The following is a 21,784-nucleotide window of genomic DNA, read 5'->3' on the forward strand; positions in this document are numbered from 1 at the left end:
ATATTAAGAAAAAATAAGTATAAGTTTGATTAGAGGCAAAGTTAGTGGTGATTTTTTCTGAAAATCTGTATTGCGATAGAAAAGATATTTTTTAAAGGAACTTTCCTGGATTCATGATACCAGCTGGGTCAAATATTTCTTTTATTTTTTTCATTATCTTTATTTCTGTGGGTTCGAGTATCCCTTCTAGTCTTTTTTTATGTAATTGTCCGATACCATGTTCAGCAGCGATGGATCCTCCATAAGATAAGACAACGGAATAGACGATGTTGTTTATTGTGTTCCAATGTAGAGATAAGAATTCATCTTGATTTTCATCAGTGGGGGGGAATACATTAAAGTGAATGTTCCCATCTCCTATGTGGCCAAATAAACCTATACGTGTTTTAGGGAAAATAGATGATACGGATTTTTTTACTTCTTGTAGAAAAGATGGTATTTGTCCGATAGGAACCGAAATATCATGTTTAATGGATCTTCCTTCTCTTTTCTGTGCTAAGGGAATATTATTGCGCAAACACCAGATTGCGTTTTTCTCTTCATCAAGGGAGGGAAGTATCCATTCGGTGAGTATCTTTTTGTTAAATCCTGTAGCTAATATAGTATTGGCTATGTTCTGAGCTCTCTCTAGTGTTTCGGTAGAAGATATTTCTAACAATATATACCAAGGAGATGTATCTGATAAGGGCGAAAAAGTATTTGGAATATGCTTTACAACTAGTTTCAGTATGAAATTAGAAATTAATTCAAAAGCTGTGAGCATACTTCCTGCAGTTTTTTGAGATAGTTGTAAAAGTTGAAGGGCTTGTTCGAGAGAGTTGACTGCAATAAACGCAACTTGTTTCCCAGTTCGATAAGGCAGTAACCTAAGTACAGCACCAGTAATGATCCCTAGTGTTCCTTCTGATCCTATGAGCAGATCACGTATATCATAACGGCTATTGTCTTTTATAAGTTTGTGCATGCCATTCCAAATATCGCCAGTAGGAAGGACAGCTTCTATTCCTAAACAGAGATGTCTTATATTCCCATAAGATAATACAGCGGTTCCTCCTGCGTTAGTTGCGAGGTTCCCTCCGATATGACAATATTTTTCTGATGGGAGAGACAGGGGAAATAATCTATGATTTTTTTCTGCTATTTTTTGTACATTGAAGAGATTAATACCAGCGTCAACGGCAATGGTATTGCTTCTCAAATCAATATCCCGAATACGGTTCATACGCTTGATTGATAAAATAATATCTTTTCTATTTTTACGTGGTATTTGTCCGCCAACAAGTCCTGTATTCCCTCCTTGAGGAGTAATAGACGTATTTGTTTCTGTAGCTAATTTTAGAATTTGGGATACTTCATGAGTACAAGATGGCAGTAGGACTAAAGGAGATGTCCCATGATAAATTTTTCTTTCTTCTGTAAGGTAAGGGGATATGAGTTTTTGGTCATCTAGTATCCCCTCGGATCCAACAATGGATATAAATCTTTGGATAAGATCAAGAGATAATTGATTCATGGAACTATTCTTTGTGATTGATTGCGGGGTGCAGCTGCCCTTTCAAGTCTATTATTAATAGCTATGCCTAATCCATGGTTTGGTATAGAGCTAAAGGCGATGGAAGATGCGCCACTGTCATCAGCTATTTTCATGTAATTAAAAAGATTAAATGCTGCTTCTTTTAATTTTCCAGTTTTGCTTAAGTTAAGGGAGATAATGGCATTTTCAATATTTTTAATAGGAACATTGCCAAAACGAATCAAAGCTTCTCTAGGATTGACATGAATAGCTCTAAGTCTCACTTGGGATCGTGGTGCGTAGTGCGATTTTAACATCCCTGGTGATTGAGGTGTAGAAGTTTCATCTACGCAATATTCTAATTCTACAGAGATAGCTCTTTTGAGGGTTTCTATTTCTAATCCACCTGGACGTAAGATACGGACTTTCTTTTCACATTGCACATTGACAATAGTTGATTCTAAGCCAATTTTAGAAATTCCTCCATCAATTATAAGGGGTATTTCCTTACAAATAGAAGAAGATAAAATGTGTTTTACATTTGTTATGCTTATTTGTCCAGATCTATTGGCAGAGGGAATTGCTAAAGGATGCCCATAAGTCTCAATAAGCTTTTTCGTAAATCCACAAGGAACGCGAAAACAAGCTGTTTTGAGGTTAGCCGTGGATAATGGATGGATATCAGTTGTTGATAGAAGATCTAGGACGAGGGTTAGAGGGCCTGGCCAAAATAATTTTGCTAAATGAAGGGAGAGGGGATCAACAGATGCATGTTTTTTGACCATAGATATATCGCTTACATGGCATATCAGAGGATTCATAGCTGGACGTTTTTTAATTTCATAAAGGCGACGAATAGCAGTAGGATTTCTAGAATCTACAGCTAAACCATAGACAGTTTCGGTCGGAATCGCTATAGGCAGTCCAGCATCTAAAAACTCGCAAGCTTTTCGTAGGGCGTTTGAATCTGTGATAGACATAATCTGCATCATGAAGTTCTTTATATAGTTTTTTGTATATTTTTGCTATGCCCATGACCCCAGTATAGTGTTTTATTATCCCAGCCATATGATTGATTCTTTTAATATTTTAGATGATCTATACAGGTCAGATATAAATTTTTCTTCCGACATTGATAAAGTTAAAAAATGGAAAATCACAAGGTAGTGGTAAATGATTCGGATTCAAGAAGCCATCGAGCGATGACGGAAAACAAAGATACGAGACATAAGTCCGCCACCTTTGATGAGCAGTTTTTAAAAAAGTCGAAGGCACGGATATTTATAAGTTCAGGGACATAAACCCTTTGACGTCGTATTCTCGCATTCGGCACAATGATTAAGATCATACTGCCCAGGAGTGCTCGGAGACGGACACTCAACACATAGCGTGCTTTTGTTTCCTTTATCGTCAGACGCACATGCAGATATGGTATACTTTTCATCATTTTTTGGTACTGAGAACTCAGCATTCATTGTGTGTTTCGATCCTTCCTTATCATGGGCAGACAGAGAGATCGTAGCTTTTTCGCGACGGAAATCAGTATCACTTTCAATCTTTTTCGTAAGAGAAGATATGGTATACTTTTCATCATTTTTTGGTACCGAGAACTCAGCATTCATTGTGTGTTTCGATCCTTCCTTATCATGCGCAGACAGAGAGATCGTAGCTTTTTCGTGACGGGAATCAGTATCACTTTCAATCTTTTTCGTAAGAAGAGCATGCGCAACACAGCCACTCGCTAAAAAAGATATTAACATCGCTATTCTGAAGTTCATTAGCATAAATCCCTTGCAAATTTCAAAAAAAGAAACACTACTCATCCAATACCTGACTAAACCTTAGATTATTTGGGTCAAATATACAACAATATTTTTGCAAAAGCGTAGATAAAGAAAAACACAGAAGAAGGGAGGATAATTGAGGATAGAATTGTGATATCTTGTACATAGGCCTAAAAAACTTTTTGTGATGAGGACCTCTTAGAGAAGGTGAAGTATAATCATCCTGAGAAAATGCACATCAATATTTTTAGATTATTCTCGATTAACAGGAGGCTAAAGGTTGACAATTGATATGATGGCTTGTTTTTAGAGTTTCAAGCTTTATGTCTTTGTGTGTATTGTTTTATCATTTATCTGAACACTATCTGGGAGATAAATCTATTATCCGCATCGATAAAACATATTGTAAGTATAGCCTGATTATTTGTAGAAGATTGTAAATTAAGGTTGCCAGAGCTATCAAATTTACTTGTTAACGGCTTCAAGAACCGTATATTTTTCTTCTAACCCTGTAATTTTTTTTAAGTGAATCATATGAATTAGCATCACTTTCTCAAGAAGTTAAGGATACAAAAAAATATTAACGTTATTTATGGTATCGAGTGCTAATAGCCTAGATTCTGGTATACAGGTAAATTAGATTGCAAAAGAGGAAACAAGGTAAAAAACAACGCGATAAGCTAATTGCTTTTGATATTTTTATCTATTGTAAGGAAAGATTGATTTATGAATAAATGTCATAAAATAAATGGACTATAATTATAATGGTGCACCCGACAGGACTCGAACCTGTGACCCTTGGAATCGGAATCCAATACTCTATCCAACTGAGCTACGGATGCTTGAGCTTATATATATCTCAGCTTGTTATAAGAAATAAAGCCCTGAATATTTTTTACTTTGATTTTAAATAGTGATGGTCATGAATAACAAAATATTGCTATACATGACGTCTTTTTGAAAATATTGGTTTAATGTATTAATAGTTAGATTGACTGATGTTATGATACATTAACTTTTGTGTTTTTAGGAACTTATATATTCGATTTTAAAAAAGGATTTAAACGGCGTTCTCTCCCTATAGTGCTGTTAGGACCATGCCCACAAACAAAGGATATTTCATCTCCTAAGGGTAGTATTTTATTATTGATTGAGTTTATTAATTGCTGGTAATCTCCGTGGAGAATATCGGTTCTTCCAATACTACTTCTAAATAATGTATCTCCTAAATGAGCAAAATTATTTTCAAAATTGACGTAAATGACGTGACCAGGTGAATGGCCTGGACAGTGAAACACTTTAAAAATATGTGTACCAAGTAGTAAAGTATCTCCATCTTGCAACCATCGATCTGATGAAGCATTGCGTGCATTCATACGGATTGATAGTAATCTAGCTTGTTCGTCTACTTTTCCCATCATCGCCGCATCATCTTTGTGAGGACCTATAATTGTTAAAGATAAATCTTCTTTTAATTGTGCAGCTCCTCCTACATGATCAACATGTCCATGGGTAATCCAAATTTGTTTGACATGGAAATTACGAGATTGAATGACATCTTTTATGATATCAAGATCGCCACCAGGATCCACAACAACAGCTTCTAAACTCTCTTCATCAAATAGGAAAGTACAATTTTGTTTGAAAGGAGTGACCTGTACAATATGAAAAGATAATTTGGACATAAATGCTCTCTTTTGTAAATTAATGGTTAATGGTTAATGGTTTTTCAATATGGGAGGTCTATTTCAGATATTGACTATTATTGCAAGTGCTAACAATACCAACGTAATTCTTATTAGCGCGTTGTGAGTACTATTAATGTCCTCCATTCGGTGTCATTAAGAACGCTTCGCCACAAGCTTTTGCCAGAGATCGGATTCGGAGAATATAGCGTTGGCGTTCTGTAGTGGATATTACGCCACGCGCATCTAAAAGGTTAAAGATATGGGATGCTTTGATACATTGGTCATAAGCGGGGAAAACGCATAAGTGATGGCGATGATGTTCGTTGGGGATGCCTTTTTTTAAAAGATCTAAGCATTCCTTTTCAGAATCGATAAAATGATTATGTAAAATCTCTGGATTAGCATATTCAAAGTTATAACGGGAATATTCTTGTTCTGATTGGGCAAATATATCGCCATAAAGGACGTTTTGTCCTTCAATAGCATTGAATACAATATCATAAACGCTATTAACATTTTGAACATACATTGCGAGTCTTTCAAGTCCATATGTAATTTCCCCTGATATGGGAGAACATTCTATGCCACATACTTGTTGAAAGTATGTAAATTGCGATATTTCCATTCCATCGCACCAGCATTCCCATCCTAATCCCCAAGCGCCAAGAGTTGGGCTTTCCCAATTATCTTCCACAAAACGTACATCATGGATTAGGGGATCTATTCCCACGGCTTTGAGGGATTCTATATAGAGATTTTGTAAATTAAGCGGATTGGGCTTTATAATAACTTGGAACTGATAATAGTGTTGTAAACGATTTGGATTTTCGGCATATCGCCCGTCTAATGGTCTACGTGATGGTTGTACATACGCTGCTTTCCAAGATAGTGGACCAAGAGCTCGTAAGGTAGTTGATGGATGGAAAGTACCAGCGCCAACTTCCATATCATAGGGTTGCAAAATCGTACAGCCTTGTTGTGCCCAATATTGCGTCAAAGTTAATATGATATTTTGAAAAGAAAGATCATTTTTTTTATTATGAATGGGCGCCATAAAGTACCTTTCGTTTGAAGTAGACTCTTGTCAAAAAGCATTTGTTATTTATTCGCTAATAGGTTTTTTCTCATAATATAATAAAAATGCTCAATATTTATATTAGAAGGGATCGTTTTTTATCTTTCAATCTGTTTACATTTGGTGTTACGTACATTCTTCTCTAGTGGGTTGGAATATTAAGAAATGATGGCTACTGTTGTAAACCTATGATGAGTAATTGGTGAAAATTTCCTGAGTTTTAAATTTGGGTAAAAGATAGCTGAGGATATTCCTTTTACAGAGTAAATTCAAATGAGAATTATTTTTGAAGTGAAGAACTCGTTCTTATAAACGTGTTAAGGATCTTTTTCCATTAATGAGATCAGTGACAAAACGTGAATAAGGTTGACCATTAGGTTTATGGAGAACGATAGGGTAGCGAAATCTTAATTGTCCGCGCATGCCTTTGCGACCTGTCACTAGAATACGGGAAGCACATTCTCCTTCTCGAGGATGAAGAGGAGTGATTTCTAGGGATCCGATGCGTCTTGCACAAGCGTTGACAATCTGTATCAGTGATTGGGGTCGTGCAATTAATGATAATTGTCCACTGGATCGCATTATAGCACAAGCAGTGCGGATCCATTTTTCGAAGGAATCTTCTAACATTACGTGTGCTTCTTCTTTTATTTTGTCGGGAGTCATAGTTCCAATTCTTTCATTGAAAGGCGGGTTCATGATAACATGGTCATAAAAATTATTTTTTAATCCAGCTAAATTACGATTTTCTCCGACTAATGTAACGTCTACTTCGATAAGGGAAATGCGCTTAGAAATTTGTGCATTAGCAGGTAATGCCAAAGTTTTACGTGCGTAATGGGCCATTAATGGGGATCGTTCAGCTAATAGAATTTGTGCTTCATGTAATCTAGAGGCGACGGCTAGTCCAGCCGCGCCTGCACCTGCTCCAAGATCTGCTAGATGAAAGGAGCCTGTAGCGTTCACTAAGGATGCTAGGATCATCGCATCCATCCCAGCGCGGTGTCCGTATGTTAGTGGTTGTACTAGATAAAACTTACCTTGGTGAAAAGCATCTATTGTCTCGTCTTCTACGTTTTTATTATTAATGTTTTCAAACATGTTGTTACTAAAAAGATTGTTAGAAAGAACGTTTACTGTTCCAAAATATTTGGCGATTTGATACGGATATTGATGATATAATCTAACTTATATCACATTAGTAATAAACATTCATGATTATGGTTATTGTGATGAGGATTCCTTGTACATACAAAGAGGGGTAAATGATTTTTCATGAAAATGCTAGAAGACCTGACTTTGAAGGACATGGAAAAAGTAAATTTTCTTATTTTAAAAAGAATCTGTTCAGATGTTGAAATGATTCCAGATGTGGTAAAGTATCTTATTTTTTCTGGAGGGAAAAGACTGCGGCCTATGCTAACTTTAGCAACGGCATTGATGCTTGAATATCGTGGAGATAATCATGTTTTGTTAGCGTGTGCTATTGAGTTTATTCATACTGCAACGCTATTGCATGATGATGTTGTGGATGATAGTGCATTAAGAAGAGGAAAAGTTGCTGCTCGATTGGTATGGGGGAATCAAACAAGCGTTCTTGTTGGAGATTTTTTGTTGAGTCAAGCTTTTTGTATGGTGATTGAGACCAAATCGCAAGAAGCACTAGAAGCATTATCATTAGTAGCGTGCACTCTCGCAGAAGGTGAGTTACGACAATTATCGCTATCCAAAAATCTTGATGTTACAGAAGAAGATTATCTTCATGTTATAAAATCTAAAACAGCTGTGTTATTTTCTGCCGCTTTAGAGGTATCTTCTTTAATTGCAGGAGTACAGAATTCTGTACGGCAAGCTCTTAAATCTTATGGAATGAATCTTGGAATTGCTTTTCAGCTTGTTGATGATGTTCTAGATTATAGAGGAGAAGTCAATGAAATGGGTAAGAATATTGGAGAGGACTTCCGCAATGGTAAGCCCACTTTGCCGGTGATTCTTGCATTTCAGAGAGGAACGAAGAGGGAAAAGAATTTTTGGAAGTCGACTATTAATGATGGAAAAATTAGCGTAGAAAATCTAAAAAAAGCTTTTATTATAATGCGAGAGAATAGAGCATTAGTAGATACAGAGTATCGAGCATATTCTTATGGTCAGAAAGCTAAAGACTCTCTGCGATGTTTACCTGACAGCTCTTGGAAGAAGTCTTTAATGGAAGTAGTTGATTTTTGTCTCCAACGTCTCAATTAAAAATCATAAAGTAAGTAGTGTAGGATTTTCTTTTGACAATAAAAGTTTCATAAATGTATTGTATGGCTACGTTGAAATGATCTTGCAAGGATATTGGTTGGTATTTGTAAACGTTGTATATCAATAAAGGATTTTTCGAGGAGAGTTACGGTGTCTTTGCAACGTTGTTTTCCGTATTTTCCTTTTTAGTCCATTTATTTAATGCGATTTTTCTTTCCTACATGAACGAGTTATGAGAGATATATTATGGATAGAAACATACAAAAGATCCATTTTAAAGCATCTAATGCTAAAAAAGCACAAGAAGCGTATGATAAGTTTGTGAAAATTTATGGGAATAGCACTTCTGAAGAAGCAGATGTTATCGTCGTATTAGGGGGTGATGGCTTTATGCTTCAGAGTTTTCATCAATCAAAGGAATATGATAAACCTATATATGGTATGAATTGTGGTTCTGTTGGCTTCTTGATGAATGAATATTGCATAGAAAATCTTGTAGAGCGTTTATCTGTTGCTGTAGAATGCACCTTTCATCCTTTAAAAATGACAGTTTTTGATTACGACAATTCTATATGTGCAGAGAACATTCTTGCTATCAATGAAGTGTCTATCATTAGAAAACCAGGTCAGAATCAACTTGTCCAAGCAGCCAAATTAGAAGTCAAAGTAGACGATCAAGTGAGGTTACCTGAATTAGTTTGTGATGGATTGGTTGTTTCCACTCCCATTGGTTCAACCGCATATAATTTTTCCGCGCTTGGACCGATTTTACCTTTAGAATCTCGTCATTTATTGCTTACCCCAGTGAGTCCTTTTAAGCCACGTCGTTGGCACGGAGCTATTCTTCCCAATGATGTTATGATAGAAATTCAGGTTTTGGAACACAAACAACGTCCTGTAATAGCTACGGCTGATCGTTTGGCTATTGAACCAGTATCGCGAATCAATGTAACTCAATCTTCTGATATAACCATGCGTATTCTTTCTGATTCTCATAGATCTTGGTCAGATCGGATTCTAACAGCACAATTTTCCTCTTAATGCAATGTCAATTATTTTTTGATTGCTAGCGTCGCTTTCATGAAATCATCTAAATCTCCATCAAGGACATCCGAAGGTGAAGTTTTTTCTATATTCGTACGTAAATCCTTGACCATTTGATATGGTTGCAATACATATGACCGGATTTGTCGTCCCCATCCAATTTCTGTCTTTGATGATTCTCCAATATTTGCTATTTCTTCGCGTTTTTGTAATTCAAGTTCATAGAGTTTGGCTCTCAACATGTTCCAAGCTTGAGCTTTATTTTTGTGTTGAGAGCGCTCTTGTTGACACTGAACCACTACGCCTGTTGGAATATGTGTAATGCGTACAGCCGAATCTGTTGTGTTGACGTGCTGTCCACCCGCTCCAGAAGCCCTATACGTATCAATGCGACAGTCACTTTCACTTATTTCTATTTCAATTGAATCGTCCACAACTGGGTATACCCATATTGAAGAGAAAGAAGTATGACGACGGGAATTGCTATCATAAGGTGAAATTCGGACTAGCCTATGGACTCCTTGTTCTCCTTTTAGCCATCCATAAGCGTTAGGTCCTTTGATTAATAACGTAGCTGATTTAATTCCAGCTTCTTCTCCATCGTGAATTTCTAGAGCTTCTGTCTTGAATTTTCGCTTTTCAGCCCATCGAGTATACATTCGTAGTAACATATTTGCCCAATCTTGGCTTTCTGTTCCTCCTGCCCCAGCATGCACTTCAAGATAAGCATCATTAGAATCTGCTTCGCCAGATAGAAGGCTTTCAAATTGTTTGTATTCTACTTCTAATTTGATTCTTTGGAGGTTGTCTGAAGTTTCTTGTAATATAGAACAATCGTCTTCTTCTAAGGCAAGTTCTAAGAGTATGAGATTATCACAAAGTCGATCTTGGATTTCTTTTATAAAAGAAATCGCATTATCTAGATGTTGACGTTCGCGCATTAACATTTTGGCTTCTATTACATTTTGCCATAAATGAGGATCTTCAGTTTTGGTATTCAAAAAACTTAAGCGTTGTACTGCATTATCCCAGTCAAAGAGACCTCCTAAGCAGTTCAATTGCCTGCTTAATTTCATTGATAGTATTCTGCATATCGTTATTTAAGGATGCCATATCTTCGTTCCTATATCCCGTAAAAAATTTAACAATTATTTTCTGTTTTGCGAGTGTTAGTATAAGCCTCCACTTCCAGAATTAATTGCTTGATTGGCTTGAGGAGATCTGCGGAGAATTTCTTCGGAAGAAACATTACTATCTTCATCAATGACAGTATAGGTTTCTGCTGGTCCTGTCCCAGGTTTAAATGCTTCAATAATGGTATCAGGATCTCCTTTTTTAGACAACATGCCTGTCCATTTATTGATAGGAATCAGACTCATGCCTGGTGGAGCAACAAAACGAGAAGAAGGAATGTTTTTTAGTGCTTCTTTCATGAAAGCATTAAAAATAGGTGCAGTAAGAGTGCTTCCGGTTGCATGGTTGTTTAAAGGAGCTGGGATGTCATAACCAACATAAACGCCAACTACAAGTGTAGGGGTATATCCTATAAACCAAGTATCTCTATAGCTACTCGTTGTGCCCGTTTTCCCAGCGACAGGCCGATTCAATCGGACTTTACCTGTGGCAGTTCCATGCTTAATAACTCCTTCTAACATAGAAGTAATTTGATAAGCAGTCATGGGATCCAACACTTGTTCTCGTTTATCGATTATTTCCGGTTCGTCTTGTCCATTCCAAGTATCATAATTGCAATCATCACAAATGCGTTGTTCTTGATTAAATATGGTTTTGCCATACCTATTTTGAATGCGATCAATAAATGAAGGTCGAATTTGTTTTCCTCCATTGGCAAAAACAGCATAAGCCGAGACCATACGTAGTACTGTGGTTTCTCCTGCCCCCAAAGACATTGGTAAAACAGGTAACATTTTATCATAAATGCCAAAGTTTTCGGCATAATCGGCTACAACAGTCATTCCCATATTATGGGCAAGACGTACTGTCATGAGATTACGAGATTTTTCGAGTCCAAAGCGCAAAGTGGACGCACCAGAAAAGTTTTTGCTATAATTTTCAGGTTTCCAAATTTTTCCTCTGGAAACGACTTCAATTGGGGCATCCATAATGACCGATGCAGGAGTATATCCGCTATCTAATGCGGCTGCATATACAATTGGTTTAAAACAGGATCCGGGTTGGCGCATTGCTTGAGTAGAGCGATTAAATTCTGACTGTGAATAAGAGAATCCTCCTATAGTGGCAAGAATGCGACCAGTACGAGGATCCATAGCTATTAATCCTCCTTGTACTTTTGGAATTTGACGGAGTCTCCATCCTTCATTAATATGTTCTACGTAGATTACATCGCCGAGCGAAAGAACATTGCGATTTTCTGATGTTTCTTCTGTGGTTTGCTCTTTATTATAGACCCATCGCATCGAATCTGCTTCAATTATGCCTTTTTTCCTTTCGGTCGTGACTTTCCCATTTGAGTCAATAGTTGGACGGATCCCTATAGTTATATGAGAATTGGATACTTCTAGAACGACAGCAATGTCCCATTCGGGCACATCATATAAGGTAGGGATTGATGCCAGAGTATTTCCCCAATCTTTTTTTAAATCTATGCGCTTTATAGGTCCACGAAAACCGTCATTCTGATCGTAATTGATCAATCCATTTTGGAGGGCTTTTCTTGCATAGAGTTGTAATTGTGGATCAAGCGACGTTCGTATGGATAAACCATCTTCATAAAGTGCCTTTTCTCCATAACGATCAATAAGCTGTCGTCTCACTTCTTCAGCGAAGTATTCACTTCCAAAAAGATGGGATCTACGTTGTTTAATCGTGATTTTGAGAGGTTTCTGTTTGGCGACAAGAGCTTGCTCTTGGGAGATATACCCATTTTCCTCCATACGGTCAATGACCCAATTTCGGCGAGCAATCGCCGCTTTATTCTTGCGGAAAGGATCATAATTACTCGGACCCTTAGGAAGAGCTGCTAAGTAAGCGGCTTCTTCTATGGTTAATTCACTCACTGATTTATTAAAATAAGTTAGAGCGGCGCTTGCTATTCCATAGGAGTTAAATCCGAAAAAAATTTCATTTAAGTAAAATTCTAGTATTTTTTCCTTGTCATAGGCTTTTTCAAGGCGAAAAGATAGGAGGATTTCCTTGATTTTTCGATCCATGGTTTGATTAGAGGTTAAGAGAAAATTCTTTGCAACTTGTTGTGTGATAGTTGAAGCTCCCTCTGGACGTCGTCCATGACTAATGTTTCTTATATTGTGCAGGACAGCGCGCATGATACCAAAGATATCAACTCCTGAATGATAGTAGAAATTTTTATCTTCAGCAGAAACAAATGCATATTTAACGTGTGAGGGAATGATTTGAATCGGTAAAAATAATCGATTTTCTCTTGCATACTCCGCCATGAGAGCTCCATTTCCTGCATGAATTCTAGTAGTAACGGCAGGTGAGTATGAATTAAGAGCAGCGTAATCAGGAAGATTCTGAGAAATTTTAGCTATATAAATGCTAGCTCCTAATATAGCACCGAGAATCGAATAAGTAGCAAACCCGAAAAAATATCCAATGAAGCTAACTATACGATAATACAATATAAATTCTCCAACGTTTGGATTATAAAGTTATCAAAATTTGATTCAATGCCAAAAAATTTTTTACGTAATTTGACTTTCAGCACTTTACAGTAGATTTTGTAACTAGAACAAGTCTCTATGTTTGATTTTCAAGAGAAAAGCAAGCTTTTCTCTATAATGAGGAAATATAAGATTTTTTTGTAAATATATGAAAATTTTTCTCTGATATTTCTTTCTATTGTACAGGGATAACTTTATGTGAGATAATTGTTGCTAAATGAATTAATTAAATTTCTAATATACAAGTAAACGCGTCTTCCCACTTGCTATATTGATGCATAAAAATTACTAGTAAACTGTTACCTTTTTCTTTTTTGAGTAATATATCGGTAGAGTTATGTGATTATTTTTAAAGAGGGAGGATTTGCCTCTACGACTGGGGGTACATGAAGCTAGTAACATTTATTTTTAGGTGGTATGCTTTTCTCAGTTTCCTCGATTTACAATTGGTTTTTCCTATCTTCTGTATTTTGATGGTTGATAGGAGGTTTTCGTCGGATTCTTCCATTAGGAAGGTCTTTGGATATAGTTATAAGTTAGTTTGACTCATGCGTATGAAAGTTTTTTGAGTTATATGGTGCGATCGGAGGGAGACGCTTCGTATTTTACTAAGTGCGCATTTGAGATCCAAAATATCTTTGTCATCAAGTGCTATCAATCGTATTTTCTGATTCTTTTTAATTCAGATTATTATGGATTGAATGCCTAGGAGAGAGAAATTCATGGCTAATAAGATGCTTATTGACGCTTCGCATGTTGAAGAAACACGCGTCGTAGTCTTGCGAGATAATCGCGTTGAAGAGCTTGATTTTGAATCTGAGCATAAAAAACAAATAAAGGGAAATATCTATCTAGCGAAGGTTACACGGGTTGAACCTTCCTTACAAGCGGCTTTTGTGGATTATGGAGGGAATCGTCATGGTTTTCTTCCTTTTCTTGAAATTCATCCTGATTATTATCAAATACCATTTTCTGATCGTCAGGCGTTATTGAAAGAATCCAATATTGCGCAAACGGATAGTGAGGCTGTGGCGGATGATGTGACACATGGTGATGTTACTATACCGAATGATCATAGCTTAGAAGAGGTTGCTCCTATAGCGAATTTTTCTCAGGAAACAGAGGAAGAATCTATAATATCTGCAAACAATGATGTTGTTTCTAATGTAGAAGATGTTAAAGGAGGTTCTCCTGAAGATGTCCCTAAGAAGTTTAAGAGACAATATTGCATTCAGGAAGTTATCAAGAATCGTCAAATTTTATTGGTACAGATCGTTAAAGAAGAGCGAGGGAACAAAGGTGCGGCAGTAACGACGTATCTCTCTTTAGCAGGACGTTATTCTGTGTTGATGCCTAATACATCTAAAGGAGAGACTATTTCTCGTAAGATAACGAATCCTGTTGATCGAAAGAATCTCAAAGAGATTGCTCGTGGACTTGAAGTTCCGGCAGGTATGGGAGTAATTCTGCGCACAGCAGGTGCATCCCGTACGAAGATTGAAATAAAGCGTGATTTTGAGTATCTTATGCGTCTTTGGGATAATGTACGCGAATTAGCTCTTAATTCGGTTGCGCCTCATTTGGTATATGAAGAGGGTAATTTAATTAAGAGAGCTATTCGCGATCTTTATTGTAAAGATATATCGGAAATTATTGTTTCGGGAGAGAAGGGATATCGTGAAGCAAAGGATTTCATGAAACTTTTGATGCCTAGTTATGCTAGAATAGTTCGGCAATATGAGGACCCACATCCAATTTTTTTTCGTTCTGGAATTGAGGTGCAATTGGATTCTCTCCATCAGACAGAGGTTACGCTTCCATCTCGGGGTTATGTTATCATTAATCAAACGGAAGCGCTTGTCTCTATAGACGTGAATTCAGGTCGTTCGACGAGAGAACATTGTATAGAAGATACTGCTCTTCAAACTAATTTAGAAGCTGCCGAGGAAATAGCACGTCAACTACGTCTGCGTGATTTAGCAGGTTTAATAGTTGTTGATTTTATTGATATGGAAGAAAAGAAGAATAATCGTTCTGTTGAAAAGAAGCTTAAAGAAAGTTTGAAAAAGGATAGAGCGCGTGTTCAAGTAGGAGCTATTTCCAACTTTGGACTTTTGGAAATGTCTCGACAACGTATTCGATCGTCTGTTTTGGAAAGCACAACCAAAGTTTGTACGTATTGTAAAGGAGCTGGGTATATTCGTTCTCAATCTTCGGTAGCATTAAGTATTTTAAGGAGTGTAGAGGAATATTTGCTACAATATACTGCTCACAATATTATCGTTCATACGCATTCGGATGTTGTCTTATATTTACTGAATCAAAAGCGTGCTACAATTGTTGAGTACGAGGCTAGATTTGGTGTTTCAATTAATGTCGTGATTGGAATAGAATTAGCCGATAAGCTTTTTTATATTGAAAAAGGATCTCCCGTTCAAGCTCTAGTAAATACTGGGCATAAGGTTGGTTCTGATTCTCAAGCACCAAGTTACGATAAAAATATTGAGTGTGTATGGCAAGATGAGGCTCTATTGCCAATTCCCAAATCGGAATCATTGGAAGATATTCAGGATAACATTGTATCTGAGGAATCTACAGGTGTTATTCGTAAAAGAAGAAGGAGGCGCAGGCGTAGACGTCCTGCTACAGACCATCATGATGCTGGTGTGGTATCTGATGTAAGTTCTATTCAAAATGTTATCGATGATTCATTTGATATGTACATGGAGCCTTCTGATATAACAAATCATAATCTATTGGAGAATGGTGCTCATGGGTTCACAGAAAATTATGATGTTTCTATCCCTCCTGTGAGTACTCCTGAGATGGAAAGTTCTAACTCTAGTTCTGATCCGATCGTCAAAAAAACAAGATGGTGGAAGCGTCGTAAATAATTTTATTCATGGAAAGAATTCATAATTTATAAGAAGAAAATATTTGGGATGTTCTAGATTTTAAGATGGGAGATGGTTGGGAGTATATATATGTTTTTTCTTCGTGTATGGTTCACGTACTGCGTAACTATGTCAAGTCAGTATTTTGCTATTTATTAATGGTATGTTGCATATTGGTAGTGGAAAAGACACAAGAAGGATTCATACTATTATTACCCTACAATTAATTTTCTTGTTTTGAAGAAAGCGGTTCTGAGTCTTCATCTGTGGAATATTTTTCTAAAGTCCATGCCTTTACAGCGTATAAGGTTTTCAATGCTGTTAATGGAGACATTTCATCAAGATTCAGACATTTTATTTTTTCGACGAACAGTTTGTCATTTTTTGATAGGTTATTTTTCGATTCTTTTGTTTGAATTTCTGGATAATATAGTCGCATATCTTTTTGATTATGATGATATAGCTTTTCGAATGTTTTTAAAATGTCATACGCTCGTGATATAACTGTATTAGGTAGTCCTGCTAATTTTCCTACTTGTATTCCATAAGAATGATCAGCGATGCCTGGAATGACTTTGTGCAAAAAAATTATTCCTTCATTGCTGTCGCTAACTTGTAAAGTAGCATTATGAAATCTTTTTAAGCTCTTTGATAAATCTGTTAACTCATGGAAATGGGTTGCTAATAACCCACGGCAACGATTGGTTTCGTGTAAATATTCTATAGTAGCCCATGCTATAGACAGTCCATCTAACGTGGCAGTTCCTCTTCCAATCTCATCTAAAATAACAAATGATTGATTGGTTGCTTGATTTAAAATTGATGCTGTTTCAATCATTTCCACCATGAAAGTGGAGCGTCCACTTGCTAAATTATCCGCAGAACCAACGCGTGAAAATAATTTATCTACTATACCAATATGGGCATAAGATGCCGGAACATAAGATCCCATTTGCGCCATGATTACAATGAGAGCATTTTGACGTAGAAAAGTGGATTTACCTCCCATATTAGGTCCTGTAAGGAGCCAAAGTTTTCCAGAATTTTTGTCATTAGGGCAGGACAGATCACAATCATTTGCTATAAAAGGCTTTGATGATTGCTGTTTTAATGTTTTTTCAACAATAGGATGACGACCATCTTTTACAATAAAATTTGTTGAATTATCGATGATAGGACGACAATAATTTTGTTCTTTAGCTAATATTGCCAAAGCAATAGAGATATCAATGATAGCTATCACCTGTGAGGCATTATCGAGTGATTCTGATTGCTCGATTATAGCATTAGAGAGAATCTCAAAAGATTCTAGTTCAATTAATAAAGCGCTATTTGTAGCATTAGTAATACGATTTTCTAGATCAATAAGTTCGAGAGTAGTAAAGCGAGTTAAATTGGACATAGTTTGTCGATGTATAAAGCGATCTTTAGATTCTAAGTCTTTTTTTAAAACGCTTGCACTACTGGAGGTGACTTCAATGAAGTATCCTAAATTATTGTTATGTTTAATTTTCAGATTCTTAATTTTTGTTTCTTCTGCGTACTTCAACTGTAGAGATGCGATAATACGTTTGGATTGATCACGTAGTGATCGCGTTTCGTCTAAAGATGCATCCGCTCCATCGCGTAAAAATCCTCCGTCTCTTTTAAAGGTTGGTAAGTCGTCAGATAACATTGATGACAGTGTTTTTTCCAGAGATTGAGGTAATTTTTTTAATTTTTCTACAGCGCCTCGCAACTCTTCTGGTAGATCATTTTTTAAGAAGAGATTTAAAATATCTATTCCAGAGCGTATACCATCGCGAATGACAGCAATATCTTTTGGTTCTCCTCGCCCGATTTTGAGACGAGAAAGAGATCGTGGTACATCAGGAGAAGATTTTAGTATCTTCTGTATAGGATTGATTAATATTGGGTTTTGAATAAAAAAATTAATTGAATCGAGACGAGTATTGATTTTTGTAGAATCAGTCAAAGGTGATGCAATTCTCTCAGCAAAAAGTCTTCCTCCAGCTCCTGTGATACTATAATCAATGGTTTTTAACAGAGATTGTTCGCGAGATCCTGAAAGAGTGCGTAGAATCTCTAAATTAGAACGAGCAGCAGAGTCGATGAACAATGTAGATTGTATATCTTCTCGTTCAGGATATCCAATAGTTGGCTTATTTACCATCTGTGTTTTTTTGATGTAAGAAATGGCTGCTGCCGCTGCTGTCTTTTCGACTTGAGAGAAAGAACCAAAAGTATCAACGGTTGTTATGTTATAGTAGTCGGCAATACGACTTTCAGAAATGGAATGATCGAAAAACACATTTGGTTGTGCTACAGCTACATTCCCTAACGTTTCAAAAAGTGACTTGTATTCAGCATGCGACAGTTCTTTTTCAGAGAAGATAATTTCCCGTGGATCAATGCGCATGATATCTGAAATTAATCTATCGTGATTTGACGTTGATATTTTAAAAATTCCTGTTGAGATATCAATCCATGCAATGGCCCATTCTGTCCGAATACGGGCGACTGCCATGAGATAATTAGAATCTGTTGGAGAAAGTAACTGATCTTCGGTAAGCGTTCCAGGCGTTACAAGACGAACTACATTGCGGCGTACTAAAGATTTATTCCCGCGTTTTTTTGCTTCAAGAGGAGATTCAATTTGTTCACATATAGCGATTCGATGTCCTATTTTTATGAGCTTTTGAATATAGTGGTTTGCAGTATGTACTGGAACTCCACACATCGGAATATCTTTTCCTAGGTGTTTTCCTCTTTTGGTTAAGGTAATTCCAAGGCAACGAGATGCTAGGAGAGCGTCATCAAAAAACAATTCATAAAAGTCTCCCATCCTATAAAATACTAAACTATCGGGATTAATAGATTTTATTTCGATATATTGACGCATCATAGGAGTCGAAGACTTCAAGTTTTCTTCTAGATCAATTTGTTCAGAGTACAATTTTTGAGGAGATGAAAACTCTTTTGTCATGTATTATAAGCTTCCTTGCATATTTGAAAATAGAGTATATCAGGAAAGGAACAACTTAAAATTTTTTCTATTGGAAAATCAACTTTTTATTGAGGAAAATCGATTTTTCCTTTCTGACGGTGTTGAAGAATAATATCATCATATATGATAATACACGTTCCGATAGATATGAAAAGATCTGCAAGATTAAAGACTGCGAAAGACCATGTTTGAGTATGAATCATTATATAATCAATAACATAGCCATATAAGCAATGATCCACTACATTTCCCAGTGCACCCGTTGTAATGAGGATATATCCTATATCGAATATACTTTTTGTTTTTGGATTTTTTTTCCATATAAAAAAAATAAAAGCGATTATTAGAATGCGGATGCTCACCAGTATTGTCGGTGATACATTTGATAGCATCGAGAAAGATATTCCTGTATTATGTGTTAAATACAGAGTAAAAAAATGGAAAATATGTTTGGGACTATGCAGAGTTAAATAAGACTCCATGATTACTTTAATGGATTGATCCAGTATGAAGAAAAACAATATAGCAGAAAAGATTATCATTCGACGGCAAGAAACCATTTACAAAACCTCTCAAGTAACTTCCAAGTGCTGATGTTATCTAACATACTTAAGGAAAAGATAATACCTTGATGCGCTATAAAGATTACCATATTATTCTTTTGCCTTTATAAAGAAAAAGTTAAATCACTTAAATATTCTCAACAAGGGATTGAATTTATCTGGTTTACACGGTTAAGAATTTGATAAAGTGCTATCAGGAGAATTGAGACGTTCTTTCAAATTTTTTCCCGCTCTAAAGAAGGGAACCATTTTTTCTTCAACAGAAATAACTTTCTGAGCAAGTGGAGCTCTTGCTAATCTGGCAGCGCGTTTTCTAACAGAAAAACTTCCGAAACCTCGGATTTCAACACGTCCACCATTTGCCAGAGCTTGTGTCATTTCTTCCAACAACATATTGACTATTTTTTCAACATCCTGGTAGTTTAGTTTGGGATTCTTTTTTGCAATTGTACCTATTAAAGAAGACTTTATCATAATCTTATCCTATTTTAATGCATTTTAGAAATTTCAAGGGTTCCACACTGCCCATAATCCTTGAACCTTCGTTTGTTTCATCAACGGGATAGTATCCTCTAGGAGAGATGATATTGACAGATTTTTTAAATCGCAAAACCAATAATTTTTCGGAGGATTCCAGTCTTTTATTTTTCGAATACTCTGATCGACTCCCAGTGCATACAAGCTTTGCCAGACCTCTTCTTGCCCTCCTACAACATCTATCAATCCTACTTTTTTAGCTTTAGCTCCTGTCCAAATACGCCCATCGGATAAAACTAAGGTTTTATCATATGGGATATTACGACTTTCAGAAACAAGTCTTACAAACCAGTGGTAGCTACTATCTACCACATCTTGCATCATTTGCACTGCTTTCGGATTTACCTCTGAAAACGGAGAAGGCTCTGCTTTCATTGGCGATGATTTAACAGATTTAATTGACACCCCTAATTTGTCCAAAAATGGTTTGACGTATGGGTATTGGAAGAGTACCCCAATAGACCCAACCAATGAAGTTTCAGCTGCTACAATAATATTGCTAGCACAAGAAATTAAATATCCCGCAGATGCAGCCATTTCATGAACTTCCGTAATTACTGGTTTTCGATTTTTAACTTTTTGGATAGCTCTAAATATTGCCTCACCTGCATATGCAGATCCTCCTGGAGAGGATAATGATACGATGAGTGCTTTTGCAGAATCATCTCTACTGATTCTTTCGATGCGCTCTATTAGTTCTTGGCTATCTTCTATCTGTCCTCGGATTGCTATTCTTGCTACGTGGGGACTGTTATCTTCAACGTGTGAACTCCAAGAAAAGTATACTACGGTCAGTGTTACTAACGACAACATCACATATCGGGTTTTTATTTTTTTTAATACAAATTCCATAATAGAAGAACCACTTAAATGTAATTTTTGAACACCTTATCATTAAGCGCATGCTATCACGCTACAAGGCAAGAAACGAAACACCAAATTTTTGATGTTTCACACAGAATTATCCAAGGATCTATTGTGGGATAAAATTGATTATTTTGCAAGTTCAAATATTTTCATTATGATAGGGATGATCATTAGTATGGCTATATGCAAAGCTCACCGTAATTGCATTAGGGGAATAATCAGTTGGATCATCTGGATAGAAGAAATAAAATATTATTGCAAAGAAGCAAATATCGTCAGCATGTTCGGTTTATACAGTTCTTGAAATTTTTTTTCCCTTTTGCGACTGTAACGATTGTAGGTTGGTTTTTGCTTTCTTCTTGGATACGCATTTCCACTTTTTCCAAATCTTCGATAGATTTATTGGACTTTGAGCCTATGATTATGAAAAAATTTATTCTATCGGATTATAGTAAGGATCGTGTTAAATATTCATTAGTTGCAGAGCGTGCGAAAACTAGTTTTAATAGTGGAAAAGGTATTATTTTTTTGCAGGATTTTGAATTAACTGTGCCCACGCAACGTAGTGAATATGGTGATATGTATCTATTTGCACATTCTGCGCGCTTTAATTTAGCTAATCATACCTTGTATATTTCACAACCTTTCAAAATGAAAGTTAAGGATAATCTCCGGTTGGATTTTGAAACCGCTGTTCTAGATGTCAAAAACATCACTATAAATAGTTCGGATCCTGTGATAATTACACATTCGGATTTTGTACTTTCCGCAAATTTTGCTAGAATAGAAAATAGCAGTAGAAGTGCTGTTTTTGCAGGACAAGTATCTGTAGTGGTGAATCCTGGAGTATTGCAAAAAAAAGAGAATTAAGGCATGAAAATATTTCCTTTTGAGTTTTGATGA

The 21,784-nt window shown here is 36.3% G+C and carries 16 protein-coding genes and 1 tRNA gene; 4 read left to right on the forward strand and 13 right to left on the reverse strand.

Annotated elements, in window-relative coordinates:
- Positions 1 to 91: 91 nt before the first annotated feature.
- The 7 genes from CD16_RS02245 to CD16_RS02275 form a co-directional block, all read right to left on the reverse strand.
- Entirely contained in the window at positions 92 to 1,513 is a 1,422-nt protein-coding gene (locus CD16_RS02245) for an FAD-binding oxidoreductase (protein ID WP_015452403.1), read from the reverse strand.
- On the reverse strand, positions 1,510 to 2,505 hold the full coding sequence (locus CD16_RS02250) for an L-threonylcarbamoyladenylate synthase (protein ID WP_040055299.1): 996 nt from the start codon (positions 2,503 to 2,505) through the stop codon (positions 1,510 to 1,512). Before CD16_RS02250 ends, CD16_RS02245 begins: the two co-directional genes overlap by 4 nt.
- A gap of 297 nt (positions 2,506 to 2,802) precedes the next feature.
- Positions 2,803 to 3,291, reverse strand: coding sequence for a hypothetical protein (locus CD16_RS02255; RefSeq protein WP_015452405.1), 489 nt, complete (start codon positions 3,289 to 3,291; stop codon positions 2,803 to 2,805).
- 771 nt (positions 3,292 to 4,062) lie between these two features.
- Positions 4,063 to 4,139: transfer RNA gene (locus CD16_RS02260), tRNA-Arg, on the reverse strand.
- 192 nt (positions 4,140 to 4,331) lie between these two features.
- A complete protein-coding gene (locus CD16_RS02265; RefSeq protein WP_015452406.1) occupies positions 4,332 to 4,982 on the reverse strand; it encodes an MBL fold metallo-hydrolase in 651 nt (216 codons plus the stop codon).
- 133 nt (positions 4,983 to 5,115) lie between these two features.
- Entirely contained in the window at positions 5,116 to 6,039 is a 924-nt protein-coding gene (locus tag CD16_RS02270; protein ID WP_015452407.1) for a glycine--tRNA ligase subunit alpha, read from the reverse strand.
- Between the two features lie 327 nt (positions 6,040 to 6,366).
- Positions 6,367 to 7,161: a tRNA1(Val) (adenine(37)-N6)-methyltransferase gene (locus CD16_RS02275; RefSeq protein WP_015452408.1), complete on the reverse strand. Its 795-nt coding sequence runs from the start codon at positions 7,159 to 7,161 to the stop codon at positions 6,367 to 6,369.
- 174 nt (positions 7,162 to 7,335) lie between these two features.
- Between CD16_RS02275 and CD16_RS02280 the strand changes: the two genes are divergently transcribed.
- Both CD16_RS02280 and CD16_RS02285 read left to right on the forward strand, forming a co-directional pair.
- Complete coding sequence (locus CD16_RS02280; protein ID WP_015452409.1) at positions 7,336 to 8,304, forward strand: polyprenyl synthetase family protein; 969 nt, start codon at positions 7,336 to 7,338, stop codon at positions 8,302 to 8,304.
- Between the two features lie 246 nt (positions 8,305 to 8,550).
- Positions 8,551 to 9,345, forward strand: coding sequence for an NAD kinase (locus CD16_RS02285; protein ID WP_015452410.1), 795 nt, complete (start codon positions 8,551 to 8,553; stop codon positions 9,343 to 9,345).
- A gap of 11 nt (positions 9,346 to 9,356) precedes the next feature.
- Here CD16_RS02285 and prfB read toward each other — a convergent pair.
- Positions 9,357 to 10,461, reverse strand: a protein-coding gene (gene prfB / locus CD16_RS02290) for a peptide chain release factor 2 (protein WP_102134466.1) whose coding sequence is annotated in 2 segments (ribosomal slippage) — positions 9,357 to 10,382 and positions 10,384 to 10,461 — 1,104 coding nt in all. Because the reading frame shifts where the segments join, the coding sequence is not laid out codon by codon here.
- Positions 10,462 to 10,517: 56 nt separating this feature from the next.
- Entirely contained in the window at positions 10,518 to 12,959 is a 2,442-nt protein-coding gene (locus CD16_RS02295; protein ID WP_040055318.1) for a penicillin-binding protein 1A, read from the reverse strand.
- A gap of 776 nt (positions 12,960 to 13,735) precedes the next feature.
- Here CD16_RS02295 and CD16_RS02300 point away from each other — a divergent pair.
- Positions 13,736 to 15,907: an Rne/Rng family ribonuclease gene (locus CD16_RS02300; RefSeq protein WP_015452413.1), complete on the forward strand. Its 2,172-nt coding sequence runs from the start codon at positions 13,736 to 13,738 to the stop codon at positions 15,905 to 15,907.
- A gap of 223 nt (positions 15,908 to 16,130) precedes the next feature.
- Here CD16_RS02300 and mutS read toward each other — a convergent pair whose 3' ends face one another.
- From mutS to sppA, 4 genes are all read right to left on the reverse strand, one after another.
- Positions 16,131 to 18,893, reverse strand: coding sequence for a DNA mismatch repair protein MutS (mutS, locus tag CD16_RS02305; RefSeq protein WP_015452414.1), 2,763 nt, complete (start codon positions 18,891 to 18,893; stop codon positions 16,131 to 16,133).
- A gap of 86 nt (positions 18,894 to 18,979) precedes the next feature.
- Complete coding sequence (gene lspA / locus CD16_RS02310; protein WP_015452415.1) at positions 18,980 to 19,474, reverse strand: signal peptidase II; 495 nt, start codon at positions 19,472 to 19,474, stop codon at positions 18,980 to 18,982.
- Positions 19,475 to 19,648: 174 nt separating this feature from the next.
- A complete protein-coding gene (locus CD16_RS02315) occupies positions 19,649 to 19,951 on the reverse strand; it encodes an integration host factor subunit beta (protein ID WP_015452416.1) in 303 nt (100 codons plus the stop codon).
- A 33-nt stretch (positions 19,952 to 19,984) separates the two neighbouring features.
- Positions 19,985 to 20,866, reverse strand: coding sequence for a signal peptide peptidase SppA (gene sppA / locus CD16_RS02320; protein ID WP_031934863.1), 882 nt, complete (start codon positions 20,864 to 20,866; stop codon positions 19,985 to 19,987).
- A 237-nt stretch (positions 20,867 to 21,103) separates the two neighbouring features.
- Here sppA and CD16_RS02325 point away from each other — a divergent pair, with 237 nt between their 5' ends.
- Positions 21,104 to 21,751 carry an LPS export ABC transporter periplasmic protein LptC gene (locus CD16_RS02325; protein ID WP_015452418.1) on the forward strand — a complete coding sequence of 216 codons (648 nt, stop codon included), beginning with the start codon at positions 21,104 to 21,106 and terminating at the stop codon, positions 21,749 to 21,751.
- Positions 21,752 to 21,784: the final 33 nt, after the last annotated feature.

The sequence above is a fragment of the Candidatus Liberibacter asiaticus genome, from assembly GCF_000590865.3.
In the GTDB taxonomy this organism is placed as follows: domain Bacteria; phylum Pseudomonadota; class Alphaproteobacteria; order Rhizobiales; family Rhizobiaceae; genus Liberibacter; species Liberibacter asiaticus.